At 58.4% G+C, this 25935-nt stretch carries 17 protein-coding genes; 2 read left to right on the top strand and 15 right to left on the bottom strand.

Translation table 11 applies throughout. The annotated features are described in order from the left end of the window. Positions 1–74 precede the first annotated feature (74 nt). From QZR17_RS07025 to QZR17_RS07060, 8 genes are all read right to left on the bottom strand, one after another. The gene (locus QZR17_RS07025) at positions 75–782 is read right to left on the bottom strand and encodes a DUF1266 domain-containing protein (protein WP_297129411.1); all 708 of its coding nucleotides are present in this window, start codon (positions 780–782) and stop codon (positions 75–77) included. 47 nt (positions 783–829) lie between these two features. Beyond that, positions 830–1873 carry a DUF3137 domain-containing protein gene (locus QZR17_RS07030; RefSeq protein ID WP_297129413.1) on the bottom strand — a complete coding sequence of 348 codons (1044 nt, stop codon included), beginning with the start codon at positions 1871–1873 and terminating at the stop codon, positions 830–832. A gap of 3 nt (positions 1874–1876) precedes the next feature. After that, entirely contained in the window at positions 1877–2446 is a 570-nt protein-coding gene (locus QZR17_RS07035; RefSeq protein WP_296158595.1) for a LemA family protein, read from the bottom strand. 15 nt (positions 2447–2461) lie between these two features. Continuing rightward, positions 2462–3193, bottom strand: a complete 732-nt coding sequence (locus QZR17_RS07040) for a hypothetical protein (protein WP_007365827.1) — start codon at positions 3191–3193, stop codon at positions 2462–2464. A gap of 252 nt (positions 3194–3445) precedes the next feature. Continuing rightward, positions 3446–3700, bottom strand: a complete 255-nt coding sequence (locus tag QZR17_RS07045) for a helix-turn-helix domain-containing protein (protein ID WP_297129439.1) — start codon at positions 3698–3700, stop codon at positions 3446–3448. Positions 3701–3842: 142 nt separating this feature from the next. Further along, the gene (locus tag QZR17_RS07050) at positions 3843–5357 is read right to left on the bottom strand and encodes a sialidase family protein (protein ID WP_297129416.1); all 1515 of its coding nucleotides are present in this window, start codon (positions 5355–5357) and stop codon (positions 3843–3845) included. 27 nt (positions 5358–5384) lie between these two features. Then, positions 5385–7703, bottom strand: a complete 2319-nt coding sequence (locus QZR17_RS07055; protein WP_297129419.1) for a BamA/TamA family outer membrane protein — start codon at positions 7701–7703, stop codon at positions 5385–5387. Further along, the gene (locus tag QZR17_RS07060; RefSeq protein ID WP_297129420.1) at positions 7700–12517 is read right to left on the bottom strand and encodes a translocation/assembly module TamB domain-containing protein; all 4818 of its coding nucleotides are present in this window, start codon (positions 12515–12517) and stop codon (positions 7700–7702) included. The genes QZR17_RS07055 and QZR17_RS07060 overlap by 4 nt, the downstream gene beginning before the upstream one ends. Before the next feature lie 136 nt (positions 12518–12653). Between QZR17_RS07060 and QZR17_RS07065 the strand changes: the two genes are divergently transcribed. Both QZR17_RS07065 and QZR17_RS07070 read left to right on the top strand, forming a co-directional pair. Beyond that, positions 12654–13469, top strand: a complete 816-nt coding sequence (locus QZR17_RS07065; RefSeq protein WP_297129422.1) for a polysaccharide biosynthesis/export family protein — start codon at positions 12654–12656, stop codon at positions 13467–13469. 5 nt (positions 13470–13474) lie between these two features. Then, positions 13475–15970, top strand: a complete 2496-nt coding sequence (locus QZR17_RS07070) for a tyrosine-protein kinase family protein (protein ID WP_297129424.1) — start codon at positions 13475–13477, stop codon at positions 15968–15970. Between the two features lie 239 nt (positions 15971–16209). Here QZR17_RS07070 and QZR17_RS07075 read toward each other — a convergent pair whose 3' ends face one another. The 7 genes from QZR17_RS07075 to thiL all read right to left on the bottom strand — a co-directional run bounded on the left by QZR17_RS07075 (position 16210) and on the right by thiL (position 25633). After that, positions 16210–16869 carry an outer membrane beta-barrel protein gene (locus QZR17_RS07075; RefSeq protein ID WP_297129426.1) on the bottom strand — a complete coding sequence of 220 codons (660 nt, stop codon included), beginning with the start codon at positions 16867–16869 and terminating at the stop codon, positions 16210–16212. A gap of 61 nt (positions 16870–16930) precedes the next feature. After that, positions 16931–20914 (bottom strand): glycoside hydrolase family 2 TIM barrel-domain containing protein, encoded by a 3984-nt coding sequence (locus tag QZR17_RS07080; protein WP_297129427.1) that lies wholly within the window; start codon positions 20912–20914, stop codon positions 16931–16933. Between the two features lie 610 nt (positions 20915–21524). Next, the gene (locus tag QZR17_RS07085; RefSeq protein WP_297129429.1) at positions 21525–22238 is read right to left on the bottom strand and encodes a DUF5020 family protein; all 714 of its coding nucleotides are present in this window, start codon (positions 22236–22238) and stop codon (positions 21525–21527) included. A 3-nt stretch (positions 22239–22241) separates the two neighbouring features. Beyond that, the gene (locus QZR17_RS07090) at positions 22242–23243 is read right to left on the bottom strand and encodes an aspartate-semialdehyde dehydrogenase (RefSeq protein WP_297129431.1); all 1002 of its coding nucleotides are present in this window, start codon (positions 23241–23243) and stop codon (positions 22242–22244) included. Positions 23244–23289: 46 nt separating this feature from the next. Then, on the bottom strand, positions 23290–23808 hold the full coding sequence (locus tag QZR17_RS07095) for a dihydrofolate reductase (RefSeq protein ID WP_297129433.1): 519 nt from the start codon (positions 23806–23808) through the stop codon (positions 23290–23292). Further along, complete coding sequence (locus QZR17_RS07100) at positions 23805–24599, bottom strand: thymidylate synthase (protein ID WP_297129435.1); 795 nt, start codon at positions 24597–24599, stop codon at positions 23805–23807. Before QZR17_RS07100 ends, QZR17_RS07095 begins: the two co-directional genes overlap by 4 nt. Continuing rightward, positions 24596–25633 (bottom strand): thiamine-phosphate kinase, encoded by a 1038-nt coding sequence (gene thiL / locus QZR17_RS07105; protein ID WP_297129437.1) that lies wholly within the window; start codon positions 25631–25633, stop codon positions 24596–24598. Before thiL ends, QZR17_RS07100 begins: the two co-directional genes overlap by 4 nt. Positions 25634–25935: the final 302 nt, after the last annotated feature.

The raw sequence follows: 25935 nt of genomic DNA on the forward strand, positions 1-25935 counted from the left end.
CTTTTTGTAAAGGACCATTGACTATACCATCATTGGGAGACCTTTGCACAGAGGTCTCGGTCAGCTTTGAAAAGTTACTTAAAGCTGTATTTGGAATACACATCCGTGTCAGACTCTCTATGATATAGAGCCTTACAATCGTCTATGATATCCTCTGTATCAAATCCTTGAATGGCTCGGCCCATTAAGAAAGAGACCGTATAGTCGTTCCAGTCTTTGCCTAATGACGATGCTTTCACCGCTCCTTCATTGAGGTACTTCCACATTTCCGCTTCACTGATGTATTGCAACCAATAACACCATTTTGCCAAGCTCACCAGTCGGCATACGTCCCAAGCATACGTGGAGGTTGTGGTCCGGACTTGAGCCAAATCCGTTTTTAGACCGTCTGCTATCAAAGTCTGCAGCTCAATAAGTTCCTCGGAAGAACCTCTTTGAGCAAGGACTTCGTCCAATTCCGTACTCCGCTCTAAATTAAGCAGAGCGTTTAGCGTCTCTAGAGCATCTTCCCGACCATTAATGCCCCATTGTTCTTGAAGCCCGGTCTTGTATACATTCATATTATTATCGGTGATAATACTAAGGATGTCCTCACTGCGATAACAAGACAAGATGGCTCCAAATACCAGTAACCTTTTCTTTTCCTCGGTGAGCGGTGTTTGAGGATGTGAAGCCAAAAAGGCTTTCAGGTTTTTCTTAGCAAAGAGCCGAGACACGATTTCAAGCACGATAAAAGCAATAATCAAGACAGCGACTATTGCCACGATGATTTTCCAGATCATACAAGTATTATTCTAAAGTTAAACATAAGTCTATTATATCATATTTCCTACTTATCCACATGCTTCCCCATCATTTCTTCTACAGAAAGACAGAACCCGATCTCTTGGTAGATTTCAAGCAATAGGTCTTCGTTTAAAGATGTTTTCCCGCTAAGGCGAAGAAATCCTTTTGGCATATTGGAGGCATAATAAAATGTATCTCCGCTAAAGGAGAGCATCAAGTCATGAGTAAAGGAACAACGAAGAGCGGTAAGTTCCTTCATCATTGCCGGGGTCAAAATCATACGGGCTTCTATCTCGTCATCGGCATATACGGTAAAGAGACGTTCAAACTCGGGGTCTTCCAAATAAACAAACTTTGCTTTATGTCTCTCCCTCAGTTTTTGTATCGTCAGAGCGAAGTAGCCCAACTTATCCTCCAAATGGTCGGGAAGCAGCATAACAAATCCCCTGCAAGTTCTTGGAAGACGGCAGTAACCAAACATTCCCCTAAAGCTGAACATCGTGCTCTCTACTTGTGCGCCCCACATCGGACTGAAAATCGCCCGACAGAGGAGCCTAAAGGATCTCCATAGTTTAGTATTCTGTTCATTTGTTGCGGTTACTCCTATATCGGCTATTGTCAATGCTTGATGCTGAGTTGGGAAACTCAATGCACCGTAACTTGCCACTTGCAGAGTACCCTCCGACCTATTTGGGGTTCCGAATAGTCTGCTTGCCCGAATATCGGACACCTTTACTTCTTTTGTCGGAGAATAATTTGCATCCGGAAATAGCTGGTTGATAATTTGCCCCATTACTTTTTCCTCTTTCTGCTTCAGTGCATTTAGGCATAAAGAGAACAGCGTATTGAGGACCACAAAGGCGACAAAGAATATGACGACATACGTTGCCGTTATTTGTGAGGTTTCATAATTGCCCGCATCGACGATATGCCTTCCGAATATAGTGAATGCAAGCCAAAGCAGAGCCAAAGGGTAAACGGAATAAATGAGAAGCCTAACAATCTTACGCCACATAGCTATGTGGGTTAGTTGCCCTCTCATTTGCTGAGCGACAATCTTGAAGTCAATCAAGTGGTCTTCTTTCATCAATTATCCGAAAATCTCCTTGATATGAATGTCGCCCAACTCACTTTCAGGAATTTGTATCAATGCTTCTTTCCCAAGATGTTTTCTTGAAGCGATGTATGAAGACGGGAACATTTCTATGGCATTGTTGTAATCCGTTACGGTTGCGTTATAAGTTCGGCGTATAGCCTGCAATTCGTTCTCCATATCCGTTATCTGATATTGGAGATAGACAAACTGCTCATTGGCTTTGAGATCCGGATTACTCTCAACAACGGCCTTAACTTGTTTGAGAAGAGCGGAGATTTCTGTCCCGTCCTTGATTTGTTCTGCTTCGGGGGCTCCGTCTGCTCGAGACCTTAGTTCGGCTATGCGGGTAAGGATTTCATTTTCGTGTCCCATATACGCTTTAAGAGATGCCACCAAATTGGGTATAAGGTCATTTCTCTGCTTGAGTGCCACACAAATGCCACTCCGGCATTGTTCCACCCTGTTTTTCTTGGCAATGAGATTATTAGAGGTGATTATACCCCAAATCAGTATAAGCACAACTATTGCGACAAGGACACTCCCGGCAATTATTGATGCAGTCATACAAATTCGCTTGTCTCAATGATTATTTCTTAGTACTCTTGTCGTCTTCATAGTGGCGTCGTACTCTTTCCATACCCCCGAACGTTCTCCATCGGCATACTGTCCCTCTACAACCAAAATCGGATTTCCGTTGCGCAAAACTTCTTCTTTGTACGCCCCATGTAGCACGCCCATGCGATAAGTTCGTGTGACTTTGCTTTCAACGCCATCTCCCTGTTTCGTGAGTTTCCACTCGACCCCGTCTTTCTTCCCATTCACCCAACGGGTCTCAAGTATTTGAGCACCGTTTTGGCTGTCATACCGCTTCTCAAAGCCGTTTTCCACACTTTCCTGGTATTCTTTCTCCAAATCCAAACGACCGTCTTTGAAATAGGTTTTTACACAGCCATCGATTTTGCCCTTCTTCATAGGGGTAATCTTGCTGACAGTTTTGCCGTCTTGGTAGTACTCCGTGAACACCCCATTTCTTTTCCCCTGGTCATACGCTCCCGTTTCTCTCAGTACACCATCCCGATAGCGGTGGTACTTGCCATCCATCAGTCCGTTAGAAAAGGAAATAGTCTCTTCGTCAAGCCCCCGCTTGATACGCCACTCTCCCTGCAAGGGTTTTCGGCTGTCCTTTTCGAAATAAACTGTCGTATTGTTTTCGCCCGATAGGGGTAAGAGTTCATCGCTTAGAATCACCTTTTGAGCCGATACCGAAAGGCTCAGCAACAGCGAGAAGAAAAAGAGAATATATCGATTCATATTATAATAGAATGCCCAATTATTTAATTGGTTACTTTTGCTTCATTGCCTGTTTAATAAACGTGAAACTATGTGCTTCGCTTCCTTTGTCCTTTGTTGCTTTAAGTTTCTCTGCTCTCAAGCATATAAGAAAAATCCTGCCTCTTTTATCAAGAGGCAAGAGCATACACAGATACTCAATGGCAAAGATAGAGTTTTTTGCGATACTCTGACCAAAACAATGGATAAAAACAAAGGAAGACCTACATATCATTACCGATGAAGGTTTCTGTTGACATAGTTCTCACTCAGTATTCTGTTTATGTCTGAGAGCCGATAGAGGATTTTCCCTGCGATTTGGGTGTAAGGGATAATGCCCTTATCCCGATAGTCTTGCAGGGTACGAGGGGAAAGGAACAGTCTCTCGCAAACCTCCCGTCCTGTGAGATAGATATCACCTTCAAAAAGAGGACGATGAGTTTGAGCCATGCTTCTCACTCGATTCGTCAAACCTTTAATGCCAGAGATGAGTTGCTTCTTCTCTGGTGTTTCTTTATTGAGTACTTCAAAGCACTCCGCTCATTTCTAAATCGTTACCTATCCGCATCGCCCCAAATGGTAACCTCTTATTTCTCAGCCAGATAGCCCGAAACCAAAAAATTGAGGGGGATTATTTCTCCTCTATAAGGGGCAGATCCTGTAGGCCGATGGAGTAGAAGACGAGTGACATCTCCTCGTCCTCCTCAGCTATGTAGCCGATGGTGTGGTCGTCGATCATCAGCGCCTCGGTATAGGCACACCAGCCGGGCGTGAGGAGGACACCATCGTCCCAGCCCTTCTCCTCACTCCAGCTGTAGAGCCGTCCGTTTTGGCGTCCGGGACCGGCAGGAAGGGTATGCATAAGGCGCATGCCATCGGCGGGAGAGGTGAGGAAGGGGGCACCATTGCAGGCGACGTCGTGGAGGCCGGCATAGCGATCTGTCTGCTCCCAGGTGATGCCACCGTCATTGCTGACGGAGAATATCCGATCACCGCGGCGGGGATTTCGGATGCTCATCAGGAGCGATCGGTCGGGCATCGTGATCACCTTGGACTCATCACCACGGTCGTAGGCAGGCTCCGAGACCTGCCAGGTCTCGCCCATGTCGTCGCTGAAGACAAGGCGGTTGTCAAAGGCGCGTCGCTCAGGGTCCCACATGGCCGCGACGTACATGATCCGTCCGTAGCAGGCTGTGGCGCCGTGACCGGCGGCGATGAAGGAGGCTGCGTACTTCCGGCGATCGGGGTCGGGACAGCCGGTCCCGTAGAGCTGGGGCTGCATCGTCCTCGGCTCGCTCCAGGTGCGACCATCATCGGTACTCTCCATGACGTACTGGGGCATCGGCTTATCCGCCGTGGAGCCCCAGAGCCCCTGCCCACCGACGAAGGTGATGATCACCTTCTCCCCGTGGCGGGTCTCGACGACGCAGATATCCCCGTAGCCGGCTCCCCTACCCTGCCCCCTGAGGATGATCTCGGGGTCGGACCACGACTTGCCATTGTCCTCGCTCCGGCGGAGGATCAGGTCGATGTCCTCGGGGATGTCGTTCTGATTGTACTTCCTCCTGTCCGCAAAGGCGAGGAGCGTCCCCTTGGAGGTCTTGATGAGGGCGGGGATGCGGAAGTTGCGCGAACCAGTGTCCCCCGGGACGAAGAGGGGCGTGTAGGTGCGCCAGCGCTGACGGGAGGTCTTGTCGCCCACCTGCTTGATGGGGTAGCTCCGGCCATTGATAGAGACGGAGAGGACCTCTCCGCGGAGCTTATCGGGGGAGTAGAGGGGATCCTCAGCCACGTCGGCGGTGAGGTAGAGTACTCTCTTGTCGGTGGTGAGGCGGGCGCGCTCCTTCCCACTCAGCGGGATGGCATCGTAGGCGACCCGGCCCTTGTAGTCGTCGAGATCACGCACCACGAGGCTGTCGCTGGCGAGCACCTCGCACCGCTCTATGAGGCGGGTGGTGCGGGGGTCGAGGCGGTAGGTGATGTCGATGCGGCCGCTCTTGGGGAGGACGATGGTAGCGAGGGTCCGCCTCGTCTGTCCGCTCATATAGCCGTGCCGGGAGCCGATGACGGTGACGGAGTCGGTCTGGGCATAGGCGAGGGAGCCGAGGAGAAGGAGGAGGAGGGTGTAGAGGGTCTTTCGTATCATGAGTGTAGTGCGTGCTGTGAGTGGGGATCAGAAGGGGTACCCAACGGCAAGGTGGAGGGCGAGCGGGAGGTTTTTCTTATCCCCAAAGGTATTGAAGTAAGGTCCGCCCGATCGGTCGGGACGATGGAGGGCGACACCGAGGTCAAGCCGTACCACGAGCATCGAGAGGTCGTACCTCACACCGAGCCCGGTGGAGAGGGCGACATCGCGGAGGAAGTAGCGCGAGGTGAGGGTGGCATCAGGCCTCGAGGGATCCTGCCTGAGGAGCCACACATTGCCTGCATCGACAAAGGTGGCCACCTCAAGGTCTCCGACCACCTTGGCCCTCAGCTCGAGATTGGCCTCGAGGCGGAGGTCACCCGTCCGGTCGAGGAAAGAGAGGGGAGAGGGGTTTTGGGGACTATAGGCGCCGGGACCGAGGGTGCGGACGTTGAAGCCTCGCAGACTATTGGCTCCGCCGGAGTAGAATTGCTCGGTATAGGGCGCCACGGTCTGATTGCCATAGCTGTAGATCGCTCCGCTGTAGAGGCGACTGGCGAGCGAGATCATCGAGCTCGCCTGATAGGCATACCGCAGCTCGAGGGTGCCCTTGACAAACTGTGCAAAGCTCGACCCCGCCAGGCGGTAAGGGCGAGGGGTGCCCTTGGGGTAGCAGAGGGAGAGGAGGTTGCCCGCCTCCGAGACGTATGCCTCGAGGGAGAAGGTGTGGCGCGAGAGCGGGTCGCGTGTCTCGAAGCCGAAGAGGTAGGAGGCCTGAGGGATAAACTGATTTCGGAAGGAGAGCCCCAGCCCAGGATTGGCCTCTAAGGCCTCGTCAAAGGCAGCAGTACGGCGGACGAGGTGATTGTAGGAGATGCTGAGCGGACGGACAGTGTGGCGCACCCCCTTGAAGGGCTCAAATCGGTACTCGGTGTCAAAGGCAAACTGCATCTGGCGATAGAAACCACTTCGGCTCAGGAGCGCCGCCGTGAGCCCCAGCTTGCTGTAGGCGGGATAGGTAAAGGGTCGGTAGTAGAGCCCGGGGATCAGGAGACGGGGAAACTTAAGGTCAGTGGAGAGGAGGAAGAGGTAGCTATTGATGTCCCACGCCGCTGAGCCCTCGTCGCTCTTGCGGTACCCGGTCTGCCACTCGTAATTGCCCTGCAGCCGCACGGAGAGGGTCTCGCCGCCTCGGAATACATTTCTCTTATTCACGGAGAGTGCCAGTCCGGGACCGGTCTGATTATTGGACTTCAGTCGGTAGGTGGCCTCCAGCTCGGCGGCATAGGGCTTATCCTCCATGGAGACTAAGGAGACGTCGAGGAGGGAGAGGCTGTCGGTCGTGTGTCTCGGGGAGTAGGCGACATTGGTGTAGGCAAAGGTCTCGAGCTCGGAGAGGGAGGAGACGGTCGAGGTCTGGTAGCGCTCGTTGTAGACCTGCCCCTCCTCCAGCCGCACCCTCGAGGCGAGGAAGCGGAGCCGCACCGGGGGACGCTGATGGTAGCGGAAGAGGATGCCATCGTAGCGGGTGGAGTCGGTGAGGGCGGAGCGGTGCCGGTCGTAGAGGTCGTAGGTGATGTCACCGATGCTCCAGGTGCGGAGCGCGTCAGCGGAGGTCTCTCGGGAGAGGTCGACTCGCAGCTGAGCCTTCCCCGGCACGGCAAGGGTGTCGGCCTCGTAGTGGATGTCCGTGGGCTGGAAGTAGTAGTAGCCGCGGTCCCTGAGGGCAGAGGCGATGCGCTTTCGCTCGCTCTCAAGGCGCCAGACGCTGAGTACGTCTCCCGCGTGGAGCCTACGCTGACTCGGGTCCTCGAGGTCGAGGGAGTCGGGCGTGGTGATGCTGAGTCGGTAGTCGATGCTATCGAGCCGTATCGGCTCGCTCATGGTGATGTCGTAGGCCACCTTGGCGGTGACGGAGTCCTTGTCGTAGACGATGCGCGGCACCACGGTGGAGCCAAAGAAGCCGTACTCCTCCAGCACCTGCTTCCCCACCTGGGCGCGGAGGGGAGGATTGACGGTGGAGATGAGGATCGGCTCGCTGCCAAAGTTTTTGTAGATCCATCGCCCCAGCGGGTCGGTGGCATCGGCGAGGTTTTGGTGGATCCAGAAGGGGTAATTAAAGGGCAACCTCGCTCTCGAGGAGCCGAAGAGGGAGCCATTGGGCTTATAGGCGAGCACTCTATTGACGTCGGCCCTGGCGAGATGCATCTCCTCAATATTGGGCTCACTCTCTATCGACACCTTGCCCAGCCCGGCGTAGAAGGTCTCCCCCTCGGGGATGTACCGCGAGACGGAGCAGCCGACGGCGATGAGGAGGACGACGGCGGCGGTGAGCAAGATCGAGGGACGAGGGGGGTAGTTTCTCATGGCTCCTCTTCTTTCTTCTTAATTATCGGTAAGGGTTTCTCTATGACTAAGCTGTCAGAGAGTGCAGGTGCCTGCTTGCGGAGCGGGGACTCCTCCTCGATGATCAGGCTCTCCGGTGAGGGGATGTCGTCGTAGGTGGGTATGCTGTCGGTGGAGTGACCGAAGCGGAAGAGGTCCCTCAGGGAGTCGAGTCGGCGGCGGAGGACGTAGCCAACACCGGTCTCGATCACCTCTCCCTCGAGGAAGTTCTCGTAATTCTTATTGTGGAAGAGGCGGAGGTAGTGCGTGCCGGCGCGGTCGAGGCGGTACTCCATGCTGACGTTGTCGATGAAGGACTGCTCCATCCCGGCGGCAGCAGCACCGGTCATCACGCGCCCGCCGACGACGACGCGGATGCGGTCGTTGAAGAAGCGCTTAGCTACCGAGTAGGTATAGTCCGTGCGGTCTCCAGCTGCGGTCTGGTCGTTGGTGATGCCGAAGTTGATGTCCGCGTGGAGCGACTCCCCGAGGAACGAATTGACCTGCGAGGTAAAGAGACCGGCGAGGGCATTATTCACGATCGCATTATTATTCCCGTTGCCGCCACTCCCGATCTCGCTACCGAAGAAGTAGCCGGTCGTCAGGAGGATGATCGACTGCCGGGTCTGCTCCTCCTCGCTCATCGTGGCGAGGCGATTGCGTAGAGCGAAGTCCTTGGGTGCCGTAGTCTCAAAGCGGAGACCGAGGTCGCTGAGGGTATTCTCCGCGATGATCGAGACATTGAAGTCCACCGGACGGGACGCCTCCCCCTCTAAGGAGACGCGCGAGGAGACCTTGGCCGTGGCGCGGAAGTCTATGGCCGGCTTAGTGAGGTCGCCTGACCAGGTGAGGCGACTATTGTCATCGATGGTGAAGGTCCGGCTCACGGGTGGGATCTCCATCACCACCTCACCGTCGCTGATATTGTAGGTCCCGGTGAGTGTCATCGGTCCGTAGGGAGACATATCGAGATTGAGGTCACCACCGCCCACGACGGAGACCTTGGTCTGCTCCTCGGGCGAGAGGATGGCGGTGAAGCGTGCCGCCGGGTCGATATGCAGGTCGAGCGCCACGGTCATGCCGGTCCTGGAGATCGAGTCGAGCCGACTCGTCTCAGCGACAAAGAGCGTGTCGGAGAAGTCGGTGAAGGTGACCAGATCCTTGTACCCCGATCTGCCGGAGAGCTGAGACTTAGGCGTGCGGTAGGTGAAGTTGGTATTCCCCAGGATGCTGAGGCTCCCTCTGGCGGTGAGGTCGCTCGGATGTCCGGAGATGTGGAGGCGGGTATTGGCGTTTATCCGTCCGTAGAGGAGGGTGGAGGAGGTCTCCTCGGAGTCGAGGAGCCGCAGGTTGGAGCCGAGGATATTCAGGTTGAGGGGAAAAGCGTCGGTCAGCCCCACCTTTCCATTCACGAGCAACTGACCCCCATTGGCTCCGAGGGCGAAGCGGCGGAAGAGCATCTCTCCGTCGATGATCGGGAGCTTCTGATCCTCCACTCGGTAGGTCTCATTGAGCGCCGGGACGTAGACCTCTCCCTTATGGAAGGCCACTTCTCCTCTGTAGGGGAGCGTGCGGGCAGTGCGGATGTCTCCGGCAGTGAGGTAGTTGGCGACCTGTGCCGAGATCTCGCCGTGAGCCTGAGCATACTGCTCGGGGAGGAAGGGATTGAGCATATCGAGCGGCAAGTGATCGATCCGGAGGTCAAACCTCTGATCTTTGCTCCCCTTGGGGAGGTAGGCAAGTAGCTTCGCCACCTGCTCCTGCTCGCCGAGGTCAGCCTCCGCCCTGACCATCTGCCCGGCCTTATCCGGCTCGGCAGATCCACGGAGTGCTAGGTCGCCCACCCTCTTGTCCTCAAAGATAAAGTCCCGGAGCGACGCCTGCGCGGTGATGCTTGGCTGCTGCCCGTCGGGCGTGATATGGCGCACATCGGCAGAGAGCACACCCTCTAAGTGCGGGATCACCGGGATGCCCTCCAGTGCGGAGAGCTTGAGGTCGTGGATCACTCCCTCGAGCACCTGACTGCCCTTGGTGGGGATATCCTTCAGGCTTATCACTGCTCCATCCTCGCTCCTCAGGTCGATGTCGGCACGGATCTTCCCCTTATGTGGCGGGATGACGAGGTAATTCTCCGTCTTAGGGACAAAGGTATTGTATGCCAGCACGATCGGCGTCGGCGTAAAGCCAAAGACCAACTCACCCGAGGGCTTATTGTACAGCTCTGCACCCAGTGTGAGGAAGTGCCGGTCCTCGTGGTCCTGCCAGTCGAGCGCCACCTCGGAGCGGCGGACATTGGATGAGAAGGAGAGCACGGCATTGAAGGGCAGCTGATTGCGGAAGCGCTCCTTGTGAGCCGTCAGCATACCGTAGACAAAGGCGGAGTCTTGCCTCAAGATCAGGTCGATATTATCGACCCGAAAGGTGTCGGTCTGGAAGTACTGCATCATCCCCTCACCCCGCAGCCCCTCAGCCGGGTCGACCCGTAGCCCGAGGTGGATCTCGCGAGCGCCGATGCGCTTCGAGTCAAGGTAGTAGCGGAGCGGGTTATTTCGCCCCATATTCAGCTCCAGCTCCGCGTCGGGGTAGTGCTCGATCCAGCGGCTCATGTCGGGTCTCGCTGTCGTGTCTTGCAGAGCCGTCGAGACGACCTGGGAGAGGTCCTTGAGCCGCTTCTGGAAGTCCTTTAGCCCATTCTTGGAGGCAAAGGCGAGGCTAAGGTCTCCACTCTCCACGTGCGCCCGGAGGAGACTGTCGGTGGAGAGAGCCTTGATGACGGTCTCCTGAGGTCGCAGCAGGCCGTTGTCGAGCTGGAGGACAAAGTCTCTCGTGTGCCCCTCGAAGTCGTAGAATTGATCGAGGTCAGACCTGAGGTAGCTATTGAGATGCACCTTTCCCCCTCTCACGATCGACTTCGGCAGCCCGAGACGATCGGGGACGATACTGTCCACCAGTAGATTGACCGAGCCGTTGATGTCGTGTTTCTTGAGCAAGAGGTCCAGCTGAGCCGTCGCCCTGAGGGCTTCATTGTCGCTATTGAGTGCGGCAAAGAGTCTATTCTCCTCGAGCTTGGTGAGTAGCATCAGGTCCCGGTAGGTGGCACCCTTGTACTCCACACTATCGAGATCGAGGAAGATGTCAGCTGAGGTGCGGGCGGAGTAGATATCCGTCCCATGTCCCTTGGCGTGGATCGTGCCATCTAAGTAACCGATCGAGTCAGAGGGGAGGAACGCCCCTACGTCGAAGTGCTTCGCCTCCACATCGGCCATGTAACTCTTGCCCCTCGGGCGGTAGTGCCCCGCTGCAGTGAGGTATCCCTCGGGGAGAGTGACACGGAGATCCACCTCTCCACCCTTAGGTCCATAGCTCCCGCTACCGACCAGGTCCATACCATCGGGGATGCGCCAGCGGGGAGTCGCCTTCATCAGGTGCGCCACCTGCCGGGAGAGGTCCTTGCCGGACCGTAGCTCATAGTGACCGGTGACGCTCAGCGGGCCGCCCCCCAGCAGCGAGGTGGCTCTCGCTGAGGCGTGCAGCCGGAGGAGTGAGGGCTCCTCCACGCGGATCTCGGCGTCCACGCCTCTCTGCCAGTCGCCCGAGGCGGTCACCACCGTCCTCAGCGGTCGGTCGGGCAGCTCACCCGCCATAGGGAGGAAGCGCGACAGCTCCGGCAGGCAGAGCCGACCGGCAAGACGCGCTGAGAGCGAGCCGATGCTATCCGGGCGCCAGCCCTCGAAGGGGAGATCCAGCTCACCACCCAGCTTACTCTGAGGCAGCTCGACGATCAGGTCCCCCACCCTCAGGCGGTCCTTGTCCTTGGTCACCAGTCCGGAGAGGCGCGTCACCCGCCAGCCATCCCCGGTGGCAAAGCTCGCGTCCGTAAGCTGTGCTGCGAGGTCGGAGGTCCCTCCGTAGCGGACCGACCGACCCTGAAGGGCGGCGGACCAAGGCAGGGGGAGGATCTCCAGCGGGGGACCCACCTTAGCCAGGTCGGCCTCGATACTGATCTCCTCGATGGTGTAGAGCGAGTCGGGGAGATCGACCACGCCCTCCTTGGCGAGAGCATCGTAGATGTGGGTGTCGATGATCAGGCTGTCGGGCGAGTCGGTGAAGGTGGCAGAGACATTACTCAGCAGGAGCTTGTCCCAGCGGATCGTGGGGGGAGGGGACTTGGGCTCCTTCTTTTTCTCTTTTTTCTCCTTAGGCAGGATCAGCACGTCCATCCGGGTGTCGGACAGCTCCACGGTGCCGAAGCTCATCTGGCTGAAGGAGGAGTCAAAGGAGGCTCGGTCCACAGCGAAACGGCTGATACGCCCCGTCAGGACCATACTGTCCCCAGGCGCGTGGTAGTCGAGCTGCGCGCTCTCTAAGGCGACCCCGCTCAGCGGCAGGTCCCGGTGGCGGAGGTAGGCGATGGCATCGGTCTGAGCTGTCAAGCGCTTAGCGTACAGCACCGTATCTCCCTCGGTGGAGAGAGCCTGGAGTCCCTCTAAGTAGAGCTTTCCCGGGAAGCCGACACTCAGCCGCTCGACCGACATACGTAGCCCCGTAGACTGCTCCATCGTCGCTAAGAGCCGATTGGCGATGCGGGTCTGGACGGAGGGGATCATCAGGAGACCGGTGAAGATCACCAAGATCAGGAGCAGCACCCCGAGGATACCCCCCAGCCAAGAGAGTAGACGGAGCCACAGGGGACGCTTCTTTTTCCTTAAGCGCTCCTGATCCGTCCCGGTCTCCCGCTCCTCGGAGGGGTCGACAGGGGTATCGCTCTGGGGCAAGTCGCCCCGCTTTTCCTGCATACCTATATAGTGTACTCAGATGGTATGCAAAGTTAATAATTTATCTCACCCTTTCTCCTCTCTCCTCGATTCCTTATGGTAATGGATTAGCAATAAATAGGTACATTTGCGCAGAAGTATTTCAAGAGTCAAAGACATGCAAACACATTGTTATCGACTGGAGCTTCGGAAGGTGGGTTCACTTGCCCTTTCCATTCTGATGATCGGGCTCCTCTTTTCCTCCTGCGCCACTCGTAAGGATGTAGCCTACGTACAGACCCCGGAGCAGGTGATGACCGTGGCATCCAATGGTCTGCAAGATGCACGCATCCGCGCCAAGGACTTGCTCACCGTCACGGTGGAGTCCTCCAATCCTGAGGCTGTGGCTGCCTTCAACGGCATCTACTGGACTCCCAACCAGCAGTACAGCACTTATGCTCAGCAGGCGAGGACTTTCCTCGTGGATAATGAGGGAAATGTGGAGCTGCCGGTCGTAGGTCTGACCCACGTGGGGGGATACACCATGCGTGAGGCAGAGAGCCACCTCAAGGAGATACTCAAGAAGTACATCACCGACATCTCCTCGGTCAATATCAAGATCCAAAACTATAAGTACTCCGTGATCGGAGAGGTGAGACGCCCCGGGACCTTTACTTCCGAGAATACGAAGGTCTCAATCTTTGAGGCGCTGGCCAATGCCGGAGATATGTCCATCCAGGGTGTCCGCTCGGAGGTGAAGCTGATGCGCGAAAATCCGGATGGTCACCGCGAGATAGTGACGCTCAATCTGCAGGACCCGAATATCCTCTCCTCGCCCTACTACTACCTGCAGCAGGGTGACGTGGTCTACGTGCAGCCCAATGATGCTGCCGCCCAGAGTGCCAATATCGGTGCTGCGACAGGCATCATCTTCAGCATCGCATCGCTGACCCTCTCCGTGGCCAATATCCTGATCAGTCTACTCGTGAAGTAATAGGCATGAACTCATACGATAGCTCCACAGGAGCACCCTCCAACAATCTCCTCCCCGAGGAAGCAGGTCACGACGAGCAGGAGCTTGATCTCTCCACGCTCCTTGCGTCTTACCTGAGCCACTGGCCGCTTTACCTCCTCTCGCTGCTCCTCTGCCTGATCCTGGGGTGGCTCTTCATCACCACCTCCAGACCGAAGTACAGAGTGGCGACGACCATTCTCTTCAATGACCCACAGGACGGGAAGGGAAGCAAATATGCCTCCGCCATGGGGGAGCTGGACCTCGTCTCCATCGCGACCGGTGGACTAAATCTCAATGTCGACAACGAGATGCAGCTGATCCAGTCACGCGAGATGTTGCTACAGACGATCAAGGAGTCCTACTACTTCCTCGACTTCTCGAGCCGGCATGGGCTCCGGACGCAAGTGTACTGGAGAGACCTCCCGGTGAGGATCACCATGGAGTCCTTTGACAAGCTCGATCAAGTCAAGAAGCCTCTCGAGTATACGCTGACCTCCTCCTCCGACGGGATGACCCTCACAGATAAGGGTACCGGAGAGACACGGGTCATCACCCAGCTACCGGCGACCGAGGTGACCGAGTATGGTATCCTCTCTCTTCAGAAGGGCGACAGCCTGGCTCTGGAGAGCGAGATGCCGGACGAGCTCACGATCACCATACACTCTCCACTCGCCATGGCAGAGCAGATGACCAACGGACAGGTCTCCGTCGAGCGTGTGGAGAAAAATAGTAATGTCTCCTCCCTCTCCATCCTCTCCGACAATCGCCTCAAGGGCGAGGACTTCCTCACCAAGCTGGTAGAGGTCTACAATCGTATGCGTGCCATCGACAAGAACGCGGCAGCGCAGCGGCAGTACGACTTTATCAATGAGCGAATCTCCCTCATCAGCCAGGAGCTGGGGAGTGTGGAGTCCAATCTCGAGTCGGTCAAGAAGTCTCAGGGCGTCACCAGCTACGAGGACCTCGGCGTCATCGTACAGAGCAGTGCCAAGCTTGCCGAGGAGGTGTCGCGGATCCAGACACAGCTTAAGGTGGTGGATCACCTGATCTCCTACGTCAGAGCGATGAAAAAAAATGAGTACAACCTGATCCCCGCCTCGCTCGGCGTGGAGGATGCCTCGCTCAATAGTGCCGTCGGTCAGTACAATACGATGGTCCTCGAGCGGAATTCTCTCGCCGCCTCTGTCAGCCCCGAGCACCCGCGACTCAAAGCGCTCGAGAAGGATCTCGGGACGACCCGTGAGGACCTTGTCAGTGTGGCCGACGTGACCCGTCAGGGACTGCAGATCCAGTACGAGGGCCTCAGGGGTATGAAGGGAAGTCTGCAGGGCAAGATCTCACAGGCCCCTACCTTTGAGCGCATCACGACCGACATTGAGAGGCAGCGGAGCATCCGCTCCAATCTCTACCTGATGCTCCTGACGAAGCGGGAGGAGACCTCGATCTCTCTCGCCGCATCGCTGGAGAGCGCCAAGTTAGTCGATCCGGCTCTCGCTGATGCCACCCCCTCGCAGCCCAAGAAGCCTATCGTCTACCTCGCTGCCCTGATACTGGGTCTGCTCCTACCGACGATCTACCTCTACCTGAGACGGCTGACCCGGACCAAGATCCGCACAGAGGATGACATTCGTCGGCATACCCCCCTCTCTATCCTCGGTAGCGTGCCTCATATGTCTGATGATCACTTCGGAGATCAGACCGGTGAGATCGTCGTCAAGACTCGAGACAGCGACGTGATGACGGAGGTCTTCCGCACCCTGCGTACCAACCTCAATTTCGTCACCGGCAACAAGCGACCCCTTGTCCTCCTCGCTACCTCCACGGTCCCGGCAGAGGGTAAGACCTTTGTCGCCTCCAATCTCGCTGTCTCCCTATCGGCACTTGATGAGAAGGTACTCATCATCGGGCTTGACCTCCGTAATCCACGCCTGTCGCGTACCTTCAAGGGGCAGCACATCCACGACCGCCACGACTCCTCTCACGATCATACTCACGGGATGAGTGAGATCCTCAATGATCCCACACTCGACCCGATGGACTTCGTGATGGACATGCCGGACTACCCAGGTCTGTCGGTATTGCCGGCCGGGAAGATCCCGCCCAATCCCTCAGAGATGCTCTCTCGCCCTCGCTTGGATGAGGTAATCGAGCAGCTCAGGGACCACTTTGACTACATCATCATCGATAGTGCGCCCTGCGGACCGGTGGTCGACACCGTCATCCTCAGCCGTGTCGCTGATGCGACGATGTACGTCACCCGCTACCGCAAGACGGACAAGCGTGACCTCGAGTACATCAATTACCTGTCCGATGCCGGCAAGCTGCCCAACGTCTCCATCGTCCTCAATGACGTCAAGACGGACACTAAGGCGCTTAAGAAGGGCTACGGCTATGGCTACGGCTACGGCTATGGGTACGGCTATGGCTATGGCTATGGCTACAGCAGCGACAAGAAATCCTCGGATCACCACAAGTCCTGAGGTAATCTGTCGATAGATACCACCTCACCTCGGGGACCGCACCGCCATCAGCGATGCGGTCCCCGATCTATACAGTTAAATCACGCCAGCGGGAGAGGCTCCATGTCGGCAGGCCCTTATAGGCAGTGTCCCCCTGATGCACGCCCCCTCTATGCGACTAAGGGAGAGAAAAGAGCGAGGGTTGCGCCACCGGTGATCCCGGAAAGCGCAACCCTCGTCTTTGGATTGGGGGGATATGATCAGAATTCGTAGCCGACCATCACGAAGAAGTTGACATTCTTCGGTGAGCCGGTGAGCGTCTTCGTATCCTTCAGCTGGTTCACGAAGCCATACTGTCCGCCCACAGTGAGGAGGAAGTCATCATACCTCAGCCCGAGGCTGGCGTTTAGGCCGCTGTCTATGCGACGCAGCTCACCATCCTTCCCGAAGGAGTCGTGCTTCTCCTTGGAGCTACTGCCTGTCCCATTTTTCCCATAGAGACCGATGCCAATGTAGGGTCCAAAGTTGGCGATCACGTCGAGATCGTCTGCCACCTCGCGACTAACACGGAGGGTCACAGGGATGTCGAGGTAGTTGAGATCATACGAGAGTGCCTTGTCGGCAGTCTTCGTGTATGCCTCACCCTTTTGAGAGAAGAAGACGCCCGGACGGACGCCAAACTCGAAGCCCTTGTACTCATAGACCTCAAAGTCTGCGTCCACTCCGACCCGGACACCCGAGTGGAGCGACCGAGTAGCACCGGGATAGGCGGTGAAGTCCTTGAGGAAGCTCCCCTGATATCCGACATGGACGGCAAAGTCCACATCCAGGTCACACTCTTTCTCCTCCTGAGCGTTCGCCGGCAACGACAGTGCCACGGCGGATAGTGCCGCAAGGGCACCGAAGATCATTTTTCTCATATCTATTTACTTGATAAAAACAATGATTATTCCGGGCACAAAGGTAGCTAAAAAGCTTCTCTTACTCCGACAGCACCGTCAGCTCTGCCCCGGAGGCGAAGTCGGCTCCACTCTGAGACGAGAGAGCGGTAAAGCGCACATAGCGAGCCCTCATCGGGTGACCAAAGCGAAGGGTCTGCCGCGACCTCGACCGCTCCATGGTGCCACGTGCCACCTCCTGCCATGTCTCTCCATCGCTACTGACGGAGAGGGCATAGTCACGTATGTCTCCATTCGTCCCGCCGTCCTGCCTCGGCAGATAGGTGACGCCCGCGATCGATCGCTCCTCACCACAGTCGAGCGTCACCCAGTGAGGATAAGCGGCAACGGTGACGGAGTACATACTGTGCCAGATCGTGGAGGGATCGCCATCGAGCAGATGGGCGACGCTGCCCTCACCACTCTCCTCGGAGGAGACACCGCTTATGGTCACGGGGATCGTCGTGATCCGCTCATACCGATGCTCCGTAGCGATCCAGTCGCTCCCCTCCGGCCACGCACGGACCACGCCTCCCTCACGGAGGTCAAAGGGGCGCTCATACCGCACCGCCGGCTTGCCGTCGATCGAGTAGCGGATGGGCGACGATCCGGAGAGCGTCACGAGACCGGCACCACTCCGCCGCATCGTCACCGGCAGGGCGGTCGGCGTGGCGACCACACCCGTTACGCCCAAGGGACGGATCTGGAGCGTCATCGTGTGGGGACCGCCCATCACCCGATCCTCTGTCAGCGGACCACCCTGACCGCAGGAGTTCCCCCCCAGACCGGTGACAGCGAGATCCATATGGACGTAGGTGCCGTCAGACATCGGGAGCTGGTAGGGGTGAGGCGCCATCGCCAGCTGCATCTGACTGTACGGCAGCACGCTCATACTCCCCCCATAGGTATAGATCACCAGCCCGGACTGCCCCGAGGCATCCGTCAGGCGACCGTACCGTACGCCCTCCCGATTGCCCATGCTCTGGGGCTTGGGGAAGGGGACAAATTGCTCCGCCACGCTGCTCGAGTACTCCCCGAGGAAGGCGCCGGTCTCCCGGTCGGCGTAGTTATTCCACGGACCACGACCGTAGTAGGTGTAGCGGTCGAGCTCACGCGGCAGGCGCATCGAGAAGCCTACCCGGGCGAGCGCCAGAGAGGGCTTATTGCTCTCCACCGAGGCGCTGAGGGTGATCGTCCCATCCGGACTGACGGTCCAGATGTAGGTGGAGGAGAAGGTGCAGTCCTCGGGACCAAAGGGCTTCTCCGGATGATCCTTGAGCTCAAAGCGCCCGCTCACCCCCCCGCTGAAGTCGGTACCGTAGGGAGCCCTGCTCTCCACTCGGTAGAGGAGCGAGAGGGAGCCGTCGGCATTGGGATGCACGGTGCGTGAGAGCACCCGGTGGCGGAGGTTGTGGAGGCCATTGGCAAACCATGCCGTGGAGGCCCAGTTGTCGTTATCCGTCGGGGCGCGGAAGGGATCCAGTCGTGGACCATTGCCGGCGGAGATCACCTCCCGACCACCATATACGAGGCGGTCAATCGTACCCTCGCGGTCGTCGAAGCGAACCGAGAAGCCCTCACCGGAGATCGTATTATCGTCGCCGAGAGTCAGCCTGACCTCTCCGTCAAAGGTCTTTGCCGAAGGGGTCGCCGGGCTCAGCTCCAGCTGCTCCGCCATCTGCACATAGCCCGCCTCGGCCCAGGGTGTCTCGTATCTCTGTCGCAGCCGAATGGTGACAAAGTACTCGTGGTCTCGAGAGGTGTCCTTACGGCTAAAGGGGAGCGTCACCACCGCAGCCTCACGCGGAGCGATGGAGGGCATCTCGACCTGCTCCGTACGTATCTCCCGTCCGTCCTCCAGCAGTGCCGCCTCTAAGTAGAGGTCATTGAGAGTGGTGAAGTACCGCTTATTGAAGATCCTCACCGTCCCCTCCTCTGCCAGTGCCTCGTTACTGATCCCGACGTCCTGGTAGACCTTCCGCACCTCGTAGTAGGCGGGCTTCGGCTCGTGGGTCGGCAGCAGGATCCCATTCATGCAAAACATCCCGCTATTGGGCTTGTCGCCAAAGTCCCCTCCATAGGCGAGATACCAGTCGCCGGTCTCAGGATCGGTCGTCCAGAGTGCCTGATCCACCCAGTCCCATATTGCACCGCCCATGAAGAAGTTGGTGCTCTCGATCGCCTCCCAGTAGTCGACGAGGTTGCCCACCGCATTGCCCATACTGTGGGCATACTCGCTGACGTGGAAGGGGTACTTCAAATTATACTTCCCCTGTACCGCCTCTCGCATCCAGGCGATGGAGGGGTACTGATTGGAGCCTATGTCGACGATGTCGTTATTCCGCTCGTACTGCACCGGGCGAGATTGGTCAAAGGCCTTGATCGCATCGTAAGCGGCGACGAAGCACTTCCCCGGCCCCGCCTCATTGCCGAGCGACCAGATCAGGATCGAGGGCTCATTGACATGCGCAGCCACCATATTCATCGTCCGCTGGACCGTCGCGTTGGTAAATTCCGGCACGTGCGACAGCGATGCTTCGCCGTAGTAGTAGGCGTGGCTCTCGCAATTGGCCTCATCCTCGAGGTAGAGCCCAAAGAGGTTGCAGAGGTAGTAGAATATCGGAGTATTGGGATAGTGCGAGAGGCGGACGTGATTGATATTCCCCCGCTTCATCAGCATTATCTCGTCGATCATCTGCTCTCGCGTGATCGTATTGCCGGTCTCGGGGTTGATCTCCTGGCGATTGACCCCCTTGAGCTTGATCGGCTTTCCATTGAGGTAAAAGTAGCGCCCCGCGAGACCAAATTCATCCTCCTCAGCGGGCGTATCGCGGATCTCAATTTTCCTAAATCCCGTGATCACCGAGAGGGTCTGAGCCACTCTCCCGCGCGGGTCGAGGAGCTCGCCCACCAGCGTGTAGAGGTGCGGTCGCTCCGCCGACCAGAGGTCGGCATTGCGGAGGGAGAGGGTCGTCTCGGTGACGGACGCCTCGCCCCGTGGTGTGCCGGGGAGGTCGGTCGTCACGACGATGCCGGTATGGCTATTCTTCTGGCTGTAGAGCTCGTTACGATAGAGTGAGTAGCGGATGCGCCACCCCTTTGCCGTGCGAGCGGAGCGGTTTCGCAGCTCCGTCCGGATATGGAGCGTCCCGTCCCGATAGCTCGCATCGAGATCGGGCGTCACGGCGATGTCCCGCACGGCGACGGAGGGGCTGCTCGTCAGGTAGACCGACCGGTAGATCCCCGGCAGGCGCCACATATCCTGCGCCTCGAGGAAGGAGCCGTCACTCGAGCGGTACACCTCGACCGCCACCGTATTTACCCCCTTGCGGAGGTACTCGGTGATGTCAAAGGTGGCGGTGGAGCGGGAGTCCTTACTGAAGCCGACATACTTGCCATTGATCCAGAGGTAAAAGAACGAATTGACTCCATCGAAGTGGAGCTCCACACGTCGGCCACCCCAGTCTGCCGGGACCGTGAAGTCCCGCCGATACGAGCCCACCTCGTTGCGATCCTTATAGGTGGTCCAGTCGGTCGGGGGCGTGCGCATCACCCCGCCCCGCCAGTCACCGGGCGTGACCGTGTGCTTAAAGATGTAGGGCTGATTGCAGTAGATCGGCGTGCCGTACTTCAGGGAGCCGTCGGGCTGGATCCCCGCCACACTCCAGCAGGAGGGCACCGTGATCTCATCCCAGCGGGAGACGTCATACCCGGGTCGGTAGAAGTCTCTCGGTCGCTCACCGGGGTTGCCGACCCAGTGGAAGCGCCACATACCATCGAGCGACTCGTAGTAGGTGCCCGGTGTCTCCGGGAGGTACCGGCGGGCGGCATCGACGCTCTTGTAGGAGAAGAAGTAGGCCGCCGGCTGCTCGCGATTGAGCCCCAGCCGCTCGGGCGACTCCCACTCGGAGCCGTCGGGAGCCGGCGTGGTGCCGTACTCATAGCCGGCAATGGGGTGCAGGATCTGCGCCTGACCGATCAGCGGCAGGCAGAGGAGCGCAAGCAGGGATAGGGTAAGTCTCTTCATCGTAAGATAGTGTTGGATGGGCAAGCACACTCCGCAAGAACTTATGCTTAAGGCTCCTCCGGACAGCTCGTTGTGATGTAAAGGTACCCCTATTTCCCCACAGCAGCCATTTCTCTCGCCTTTCTTCGCAGGGGTGACGCATTTGATCTTTACCGCTATGCAGAGGAGATCTGCGGTGCGAGATTCCTCTGCTAATGCACCCGCCTGCCGATCCCGCAGGGGCGAAGCCCCGGAGGGATCACCGGTTTTTAGCCCGCGTGTCGAGGCACGAAGTGCCGAAGACCGCGGGAGAGGATGCCGGGAAAGATATACGACCCCGCCAGGGTGTCGCACTTATCAGGGAGCCAGGCAACCAGTGCGACCCCCTGGCGGGGTCGTGGGATTGCTTGTGATGCCTGATCCACGGGTCTTCGGGGCTACGCCCCTCGACCTGTGGCTATGGAGCGGGCACCCGCAAGGGGTGCTTCGTTCCCCACCCTTGATAATGAGTTGGATGTCTTCAGTACCCTTCAAATGCGTCACCCCTTCCTTTCTTCGGGGCGGAGAAAAAAAGGAGCGAGACGGTCTGATGACCATCTCGCTCCTTTTTTATGCCTTTATCCTCATCGGATCAGAAGGTCCACTTGGCAGCAATGGTGGGACGGACGTGGAAGGCCTCCGGGAGGAGGGTGTTGTACTCCATCCTTAGCTCGGTACCGATGGAGAGATTGAGCTCGTCCGGCACGCCGACAAATTGATTTACATTGCACCACACCTGCGGCTCAGCGCGGAAGATCACCCGACGGCGAGCCTCATCGGCACCGAGGTTGGTCCTCAGGACGGCGAAGCCGCGGATGGTCCACACGCGATTCCAGCTGGTCCAGGCGGCATCGCCCCAGAGCTGGAAGTTGTGCGGCTTCTCGTAGCCAAAGTCATACCGGTAGCTGGGCGCCACGGTGAGGTCGACATACTCGTTGTGGAAGCGGTAGGAGATACCGGAGGAGAAGGCGTGGGTGCGGTCGGCCATGTAGCGCATGGCGCCGTGGTACTCGAGGCGAAGGGCTAAGGGAGCGTCAACAAACTTGATGTCCCTCTGCAGGCGGGCATCCAGGTCGTAGAGCCGCTCGGAGGCGGGATTGAGCCGGATGTAGCCATAGTTGCGTCCCCACTTGTCGTAGGAGAGGTGACCGAGCTTGATGAGGATCGGCTTCTCTCCCGAGAGGTCGTTGTAGATGTGTCGACCGAAGTCGTAGTGGATCTCAGCCGTGGTCTGTGCTGTCGCGGTGAGGGTGGTGAGGAGTAGCGCCGACGCAAGTGCCGGCAGGAGTTTCTTCAGTAGTGTCATATGTTACTTATTACGGATGATATACTCGCCGATCTGGATGGCGTTGAGAGCCGCGCCCTTGCGGATCTGGTCTGCCACGCACCAGAAGGATAGGCCATTGGGGTCCGTGAGATCCTGGCGGACACGGCCGACGAAGACCTCGTCCCTCCCGGAGAGGTCAAGCGGCATCGGGTAGACCTGCTGTGCCGGGTCGTCCATCAGTATGCAGCCCTCGCCTGTGCGGAAGGCCTCCTGAGCCTCCCCGGTCGTCATCGGGTGCTCCAGCTCACACCAGACCGCCTCGGAGTGGGCGCGGAGTGCCGGCACGCGGACGCAGGTGGCGCTGACACGTATATCGGTCCCCATGATCTTGCGGGTCTCGTTGTACATCTTCATCTCCTCCTTCGTGTAGCCATTCTCCTGGAAGACATCGATATGAGGGATGAGGTTAAAGAGCAGCTGGTGGGAGAATTTCTTCACCTCCAGCGGCTTCCCCTCGGCGTAGTCGTGTGTCTGCTGCTCCAGCTCCGCCATACCGCTCGCTCCGGCACCGCTGGCGCACTGGTAGGTGGCGACGTGGACACGGCGAATGTGTGTCTTACGCTCGAGCGCCTGCAGGGGCACCACCATCTGGATGGTGGTGCAATTGGGGTTGGCGATGATCTGACGGGGAGCCGAGAGGGCGGCAGAGGCATTCACCTCCGGCACCACGAGCGGCACATCCTCATCCATGCGGAAGGCGCTCGAGTTGTCGATCATCAGGGCGCCATGCTTGGTGATGGTGGAGGCAAAGGCCTTAGACGTGCCGGCTCCGGCGCTGACGAAGGCGATATCGATGTCGCGGAAGGCATCCCCCTCCTCGAGCAGCTCCACGGTCACCTCCCGCCCCTTGACGGTGTAGGACCGCCCGGCACTGCGCTCCGAGCCGAAGAGGCGGATCCGGTCGCAAGGGAAGTCCCGCTCCTCGACCAGCTTGATCAGCTCCTGTCCCACGGCACCACTGGCGCCGACGATTGCTATATTCATACTATTCTTTCCTTTCTCAATTCTTTAGTGCAAATGTCCGATTTTCCTACGACTTCCGTCGCTCCAGCGTGGTGAAGGTGTAGGGGAAGGCGTTGGACGGGTCGGCAGGGTGCGGCTCCTCCCGGACCAGCTGCCACTCCGCCGGGTCGATGTCGGGGAAGTGGGTGTCTGCGCCGGGGAACGTGTGGTGCACCAGCGTCACATAGAGCCGGTCCGCCCGGTCGATCAGCTGCTCGTAGATCTGCCGACCGCCGATGACGAATATCTCGTCCGCCCCCTCAGCGAGGCGGAGCGCCTCCTCCACCGAGTGCGCCACCACAGCCCCCTCCTCCACGGTGTAGTCACTTCGGCGGGTGAGGACGATATTCAGCCGTCCCGGCAGCGGTCGGCGGGGGAAGGACTCGTAGGTGGTGCGCCCCATGAGGATCGGGTGCCCCATGGTGGTCTCCTTGAAGTGGCGGAGATCCCCCTTCATACTCCGCCCCCAGGGCATGTCGCCCGCCTGCCCGATCGCTCCGTCGCTGTCCATGGCGACGATGAGGGAGAGGGTGCTTGTCTTACTCATACTGATACTTTGCCTGATATGTGTGGCCAGGGATGGTAGTCCTCCAGCGTAAAGTCGTCGTAGGTGAAGTCCTCGATCCGCGTCACGCCCGGTCGGAGCCGCATCGTCGGCAACGCTCTCGGCTCCCGCGTGAGCTGCTCCCTGACCTGGTCGAGGTGATTGAGGTAGATGTGTGCGTCGCCAAAGGTATGGATAAAGGTGTCCGCCTCCAGCCCCGTCACTTCCGCCACCATCATCAGCAGGAGGGCGTAGGAGGCGATGTTGAAGGGCACCCCGAGGAAGAGGTCAGCGCTCCGCTGGTAGAGCTGGAGGGAGAGCTTCCCGTCCGCGACGTAAAATTGGTAGAGCACGTGGCACGGTGGCAGCGCCATCCGGTCGATCTCCCCCACGTTCCACGAGTTAACGATCATCCGCCGGCTGTCGGGAGACTTGCGGATCATCTCGATCACCTCAGCCAGCTGGTCGTGCGTCTCGCCCCCAGCATCGAGCCAGTGTCGCCACTGAGCACCGTAGACCGGCCCCAGGTCGCCCGCCTCGTCGGCCCACTCGTTCCAAATCCGGACGCCATGCTCCTGCAGGTACTTCACATTCGTCTCGCCCCGGATAAACCAGAGCAGCTCGTAGATGATGCTCTTCAGGTGGAGTTTCTTCGTCGTCAGTAGCGGGAAGCCCTCGCTGAGCGGGAAGCGCAGCTGTGCTCCGAAGAGACTGATCGTGCCTGTACCGGTGCGGTCCTCTTTCCTGTGTCCCTCATCCAGCACCTTTTGCAGTAGATCGAGATACTGTCTCATGGCTCCTCCGTCGTCGTGGTACTCTGTGAGCGGAGGGGCGTCTCGCTACCGCCACTGCTGACGAGGCGACAGCCCATGCTCGCATCGGTGACGAAGCCGATCATCGTCACTCCCGCCAGCCCCTCGATCAGCTCCTTGTCCGTGAGGGGGAGGGTAAAGAGGAGCTCGTAGTCCTCGCCACCATTGCAGGCGATCGCGGTGGGGTCCAGCCCCAGCGTCTCCGCTTGCTGTCGCGTCTCCCCAAGGATCGGCAGCCGCTCCTCATAGATCCGGCAGCCGACGCCCGAGAGGTCGCATAGGCGAAGGAGATCGCCCGCCAGCCCCTCCGTCACCTCCGTCATCGCTGAGGGACGTATCTCGGTCCCAATGGGTGACGGGCTGAGGTCGTGACGCGCCACGGGGCGCATCTGGCGGGAGAGGAAGTAGGCACCACCGCCAAAGTCCGGTGCATAGTCCTCCTGTCCCATCCGGTCAAATACCTGCTTCTCACGCTCCAGCATCGTCAGTCCGAGGAAGGCGGCACCCAGGTCGCCCGTGACGCAGATCAGGTCATTGGCCTGCGCTGTGTCGCTCCGCAGGTACCGCCCGCGCTCCACGCTCCCCACCACGTGGGTCGAGAGCATCAGCCCGGTACGTGACGAGGTGAAGTGGCAGCCCATAAGCCCACAGCCGTAGGTCTCGCACGCCTCGCGGACGCCGCTCATCAGTGCCTCCACATCCTCCACTTGAAACCTCGCTGACAGCCCCACCGACACCTCGACGCCCTCTGCCCTGCCGCCCATGGCGACGATGCGGGAGACCCCCTTGGTGACAGCCTTGAAGCCGAGGTACCTGAGGGGGAAGTAGACCAGGTCAAAGTGGACCCCCTCCAGCATCATGGCCGAGGCGGAGATCATCTGACGGCCCTCGCCCGGCTCCAGCACCGCGGCATCGTCGGCCGGGTCGGTCAGGAGGGGGGAGGAGTTGGGGGCGGGACGGAAGGACTTCAGGATCCTCTCCCTCAGTCCTGCCGGTCCTATATTAGCTATTTCCATACGCAACGCAATTCTCTATTCTCACAAAGTTACCTTTTTCCCCACCAATCCCCGACCCGTCCCCCAGGGGTGACGCATTTAAGCGTTAGGGTAATCATATACCAAAGGGGGGCTCATCCGGGAGGCACCCGAAGGGTGCTCGCTCCATAGGCATCGGTCATCCGCGAAGCGGTGACCGATGTGCCGATACCCGCCTTAACCCCCTCGACCCCTGGCGGGGTCGCCGAGCAGAAATCCCCTTTCCCGGCGACCCCGCCAGGGTGTCGCACTTACCCAGTCAGTCAATCAGTGCGACACCCTGG

Source organism: uncultured Porphyromonas sp., from assembly GCF_900541275.1.
Lineage (GTDB): Bacteria > Bacteroidota > Bacteroidia > Bacteroidales > Porphyromonadaceae > Porphyromonas_A.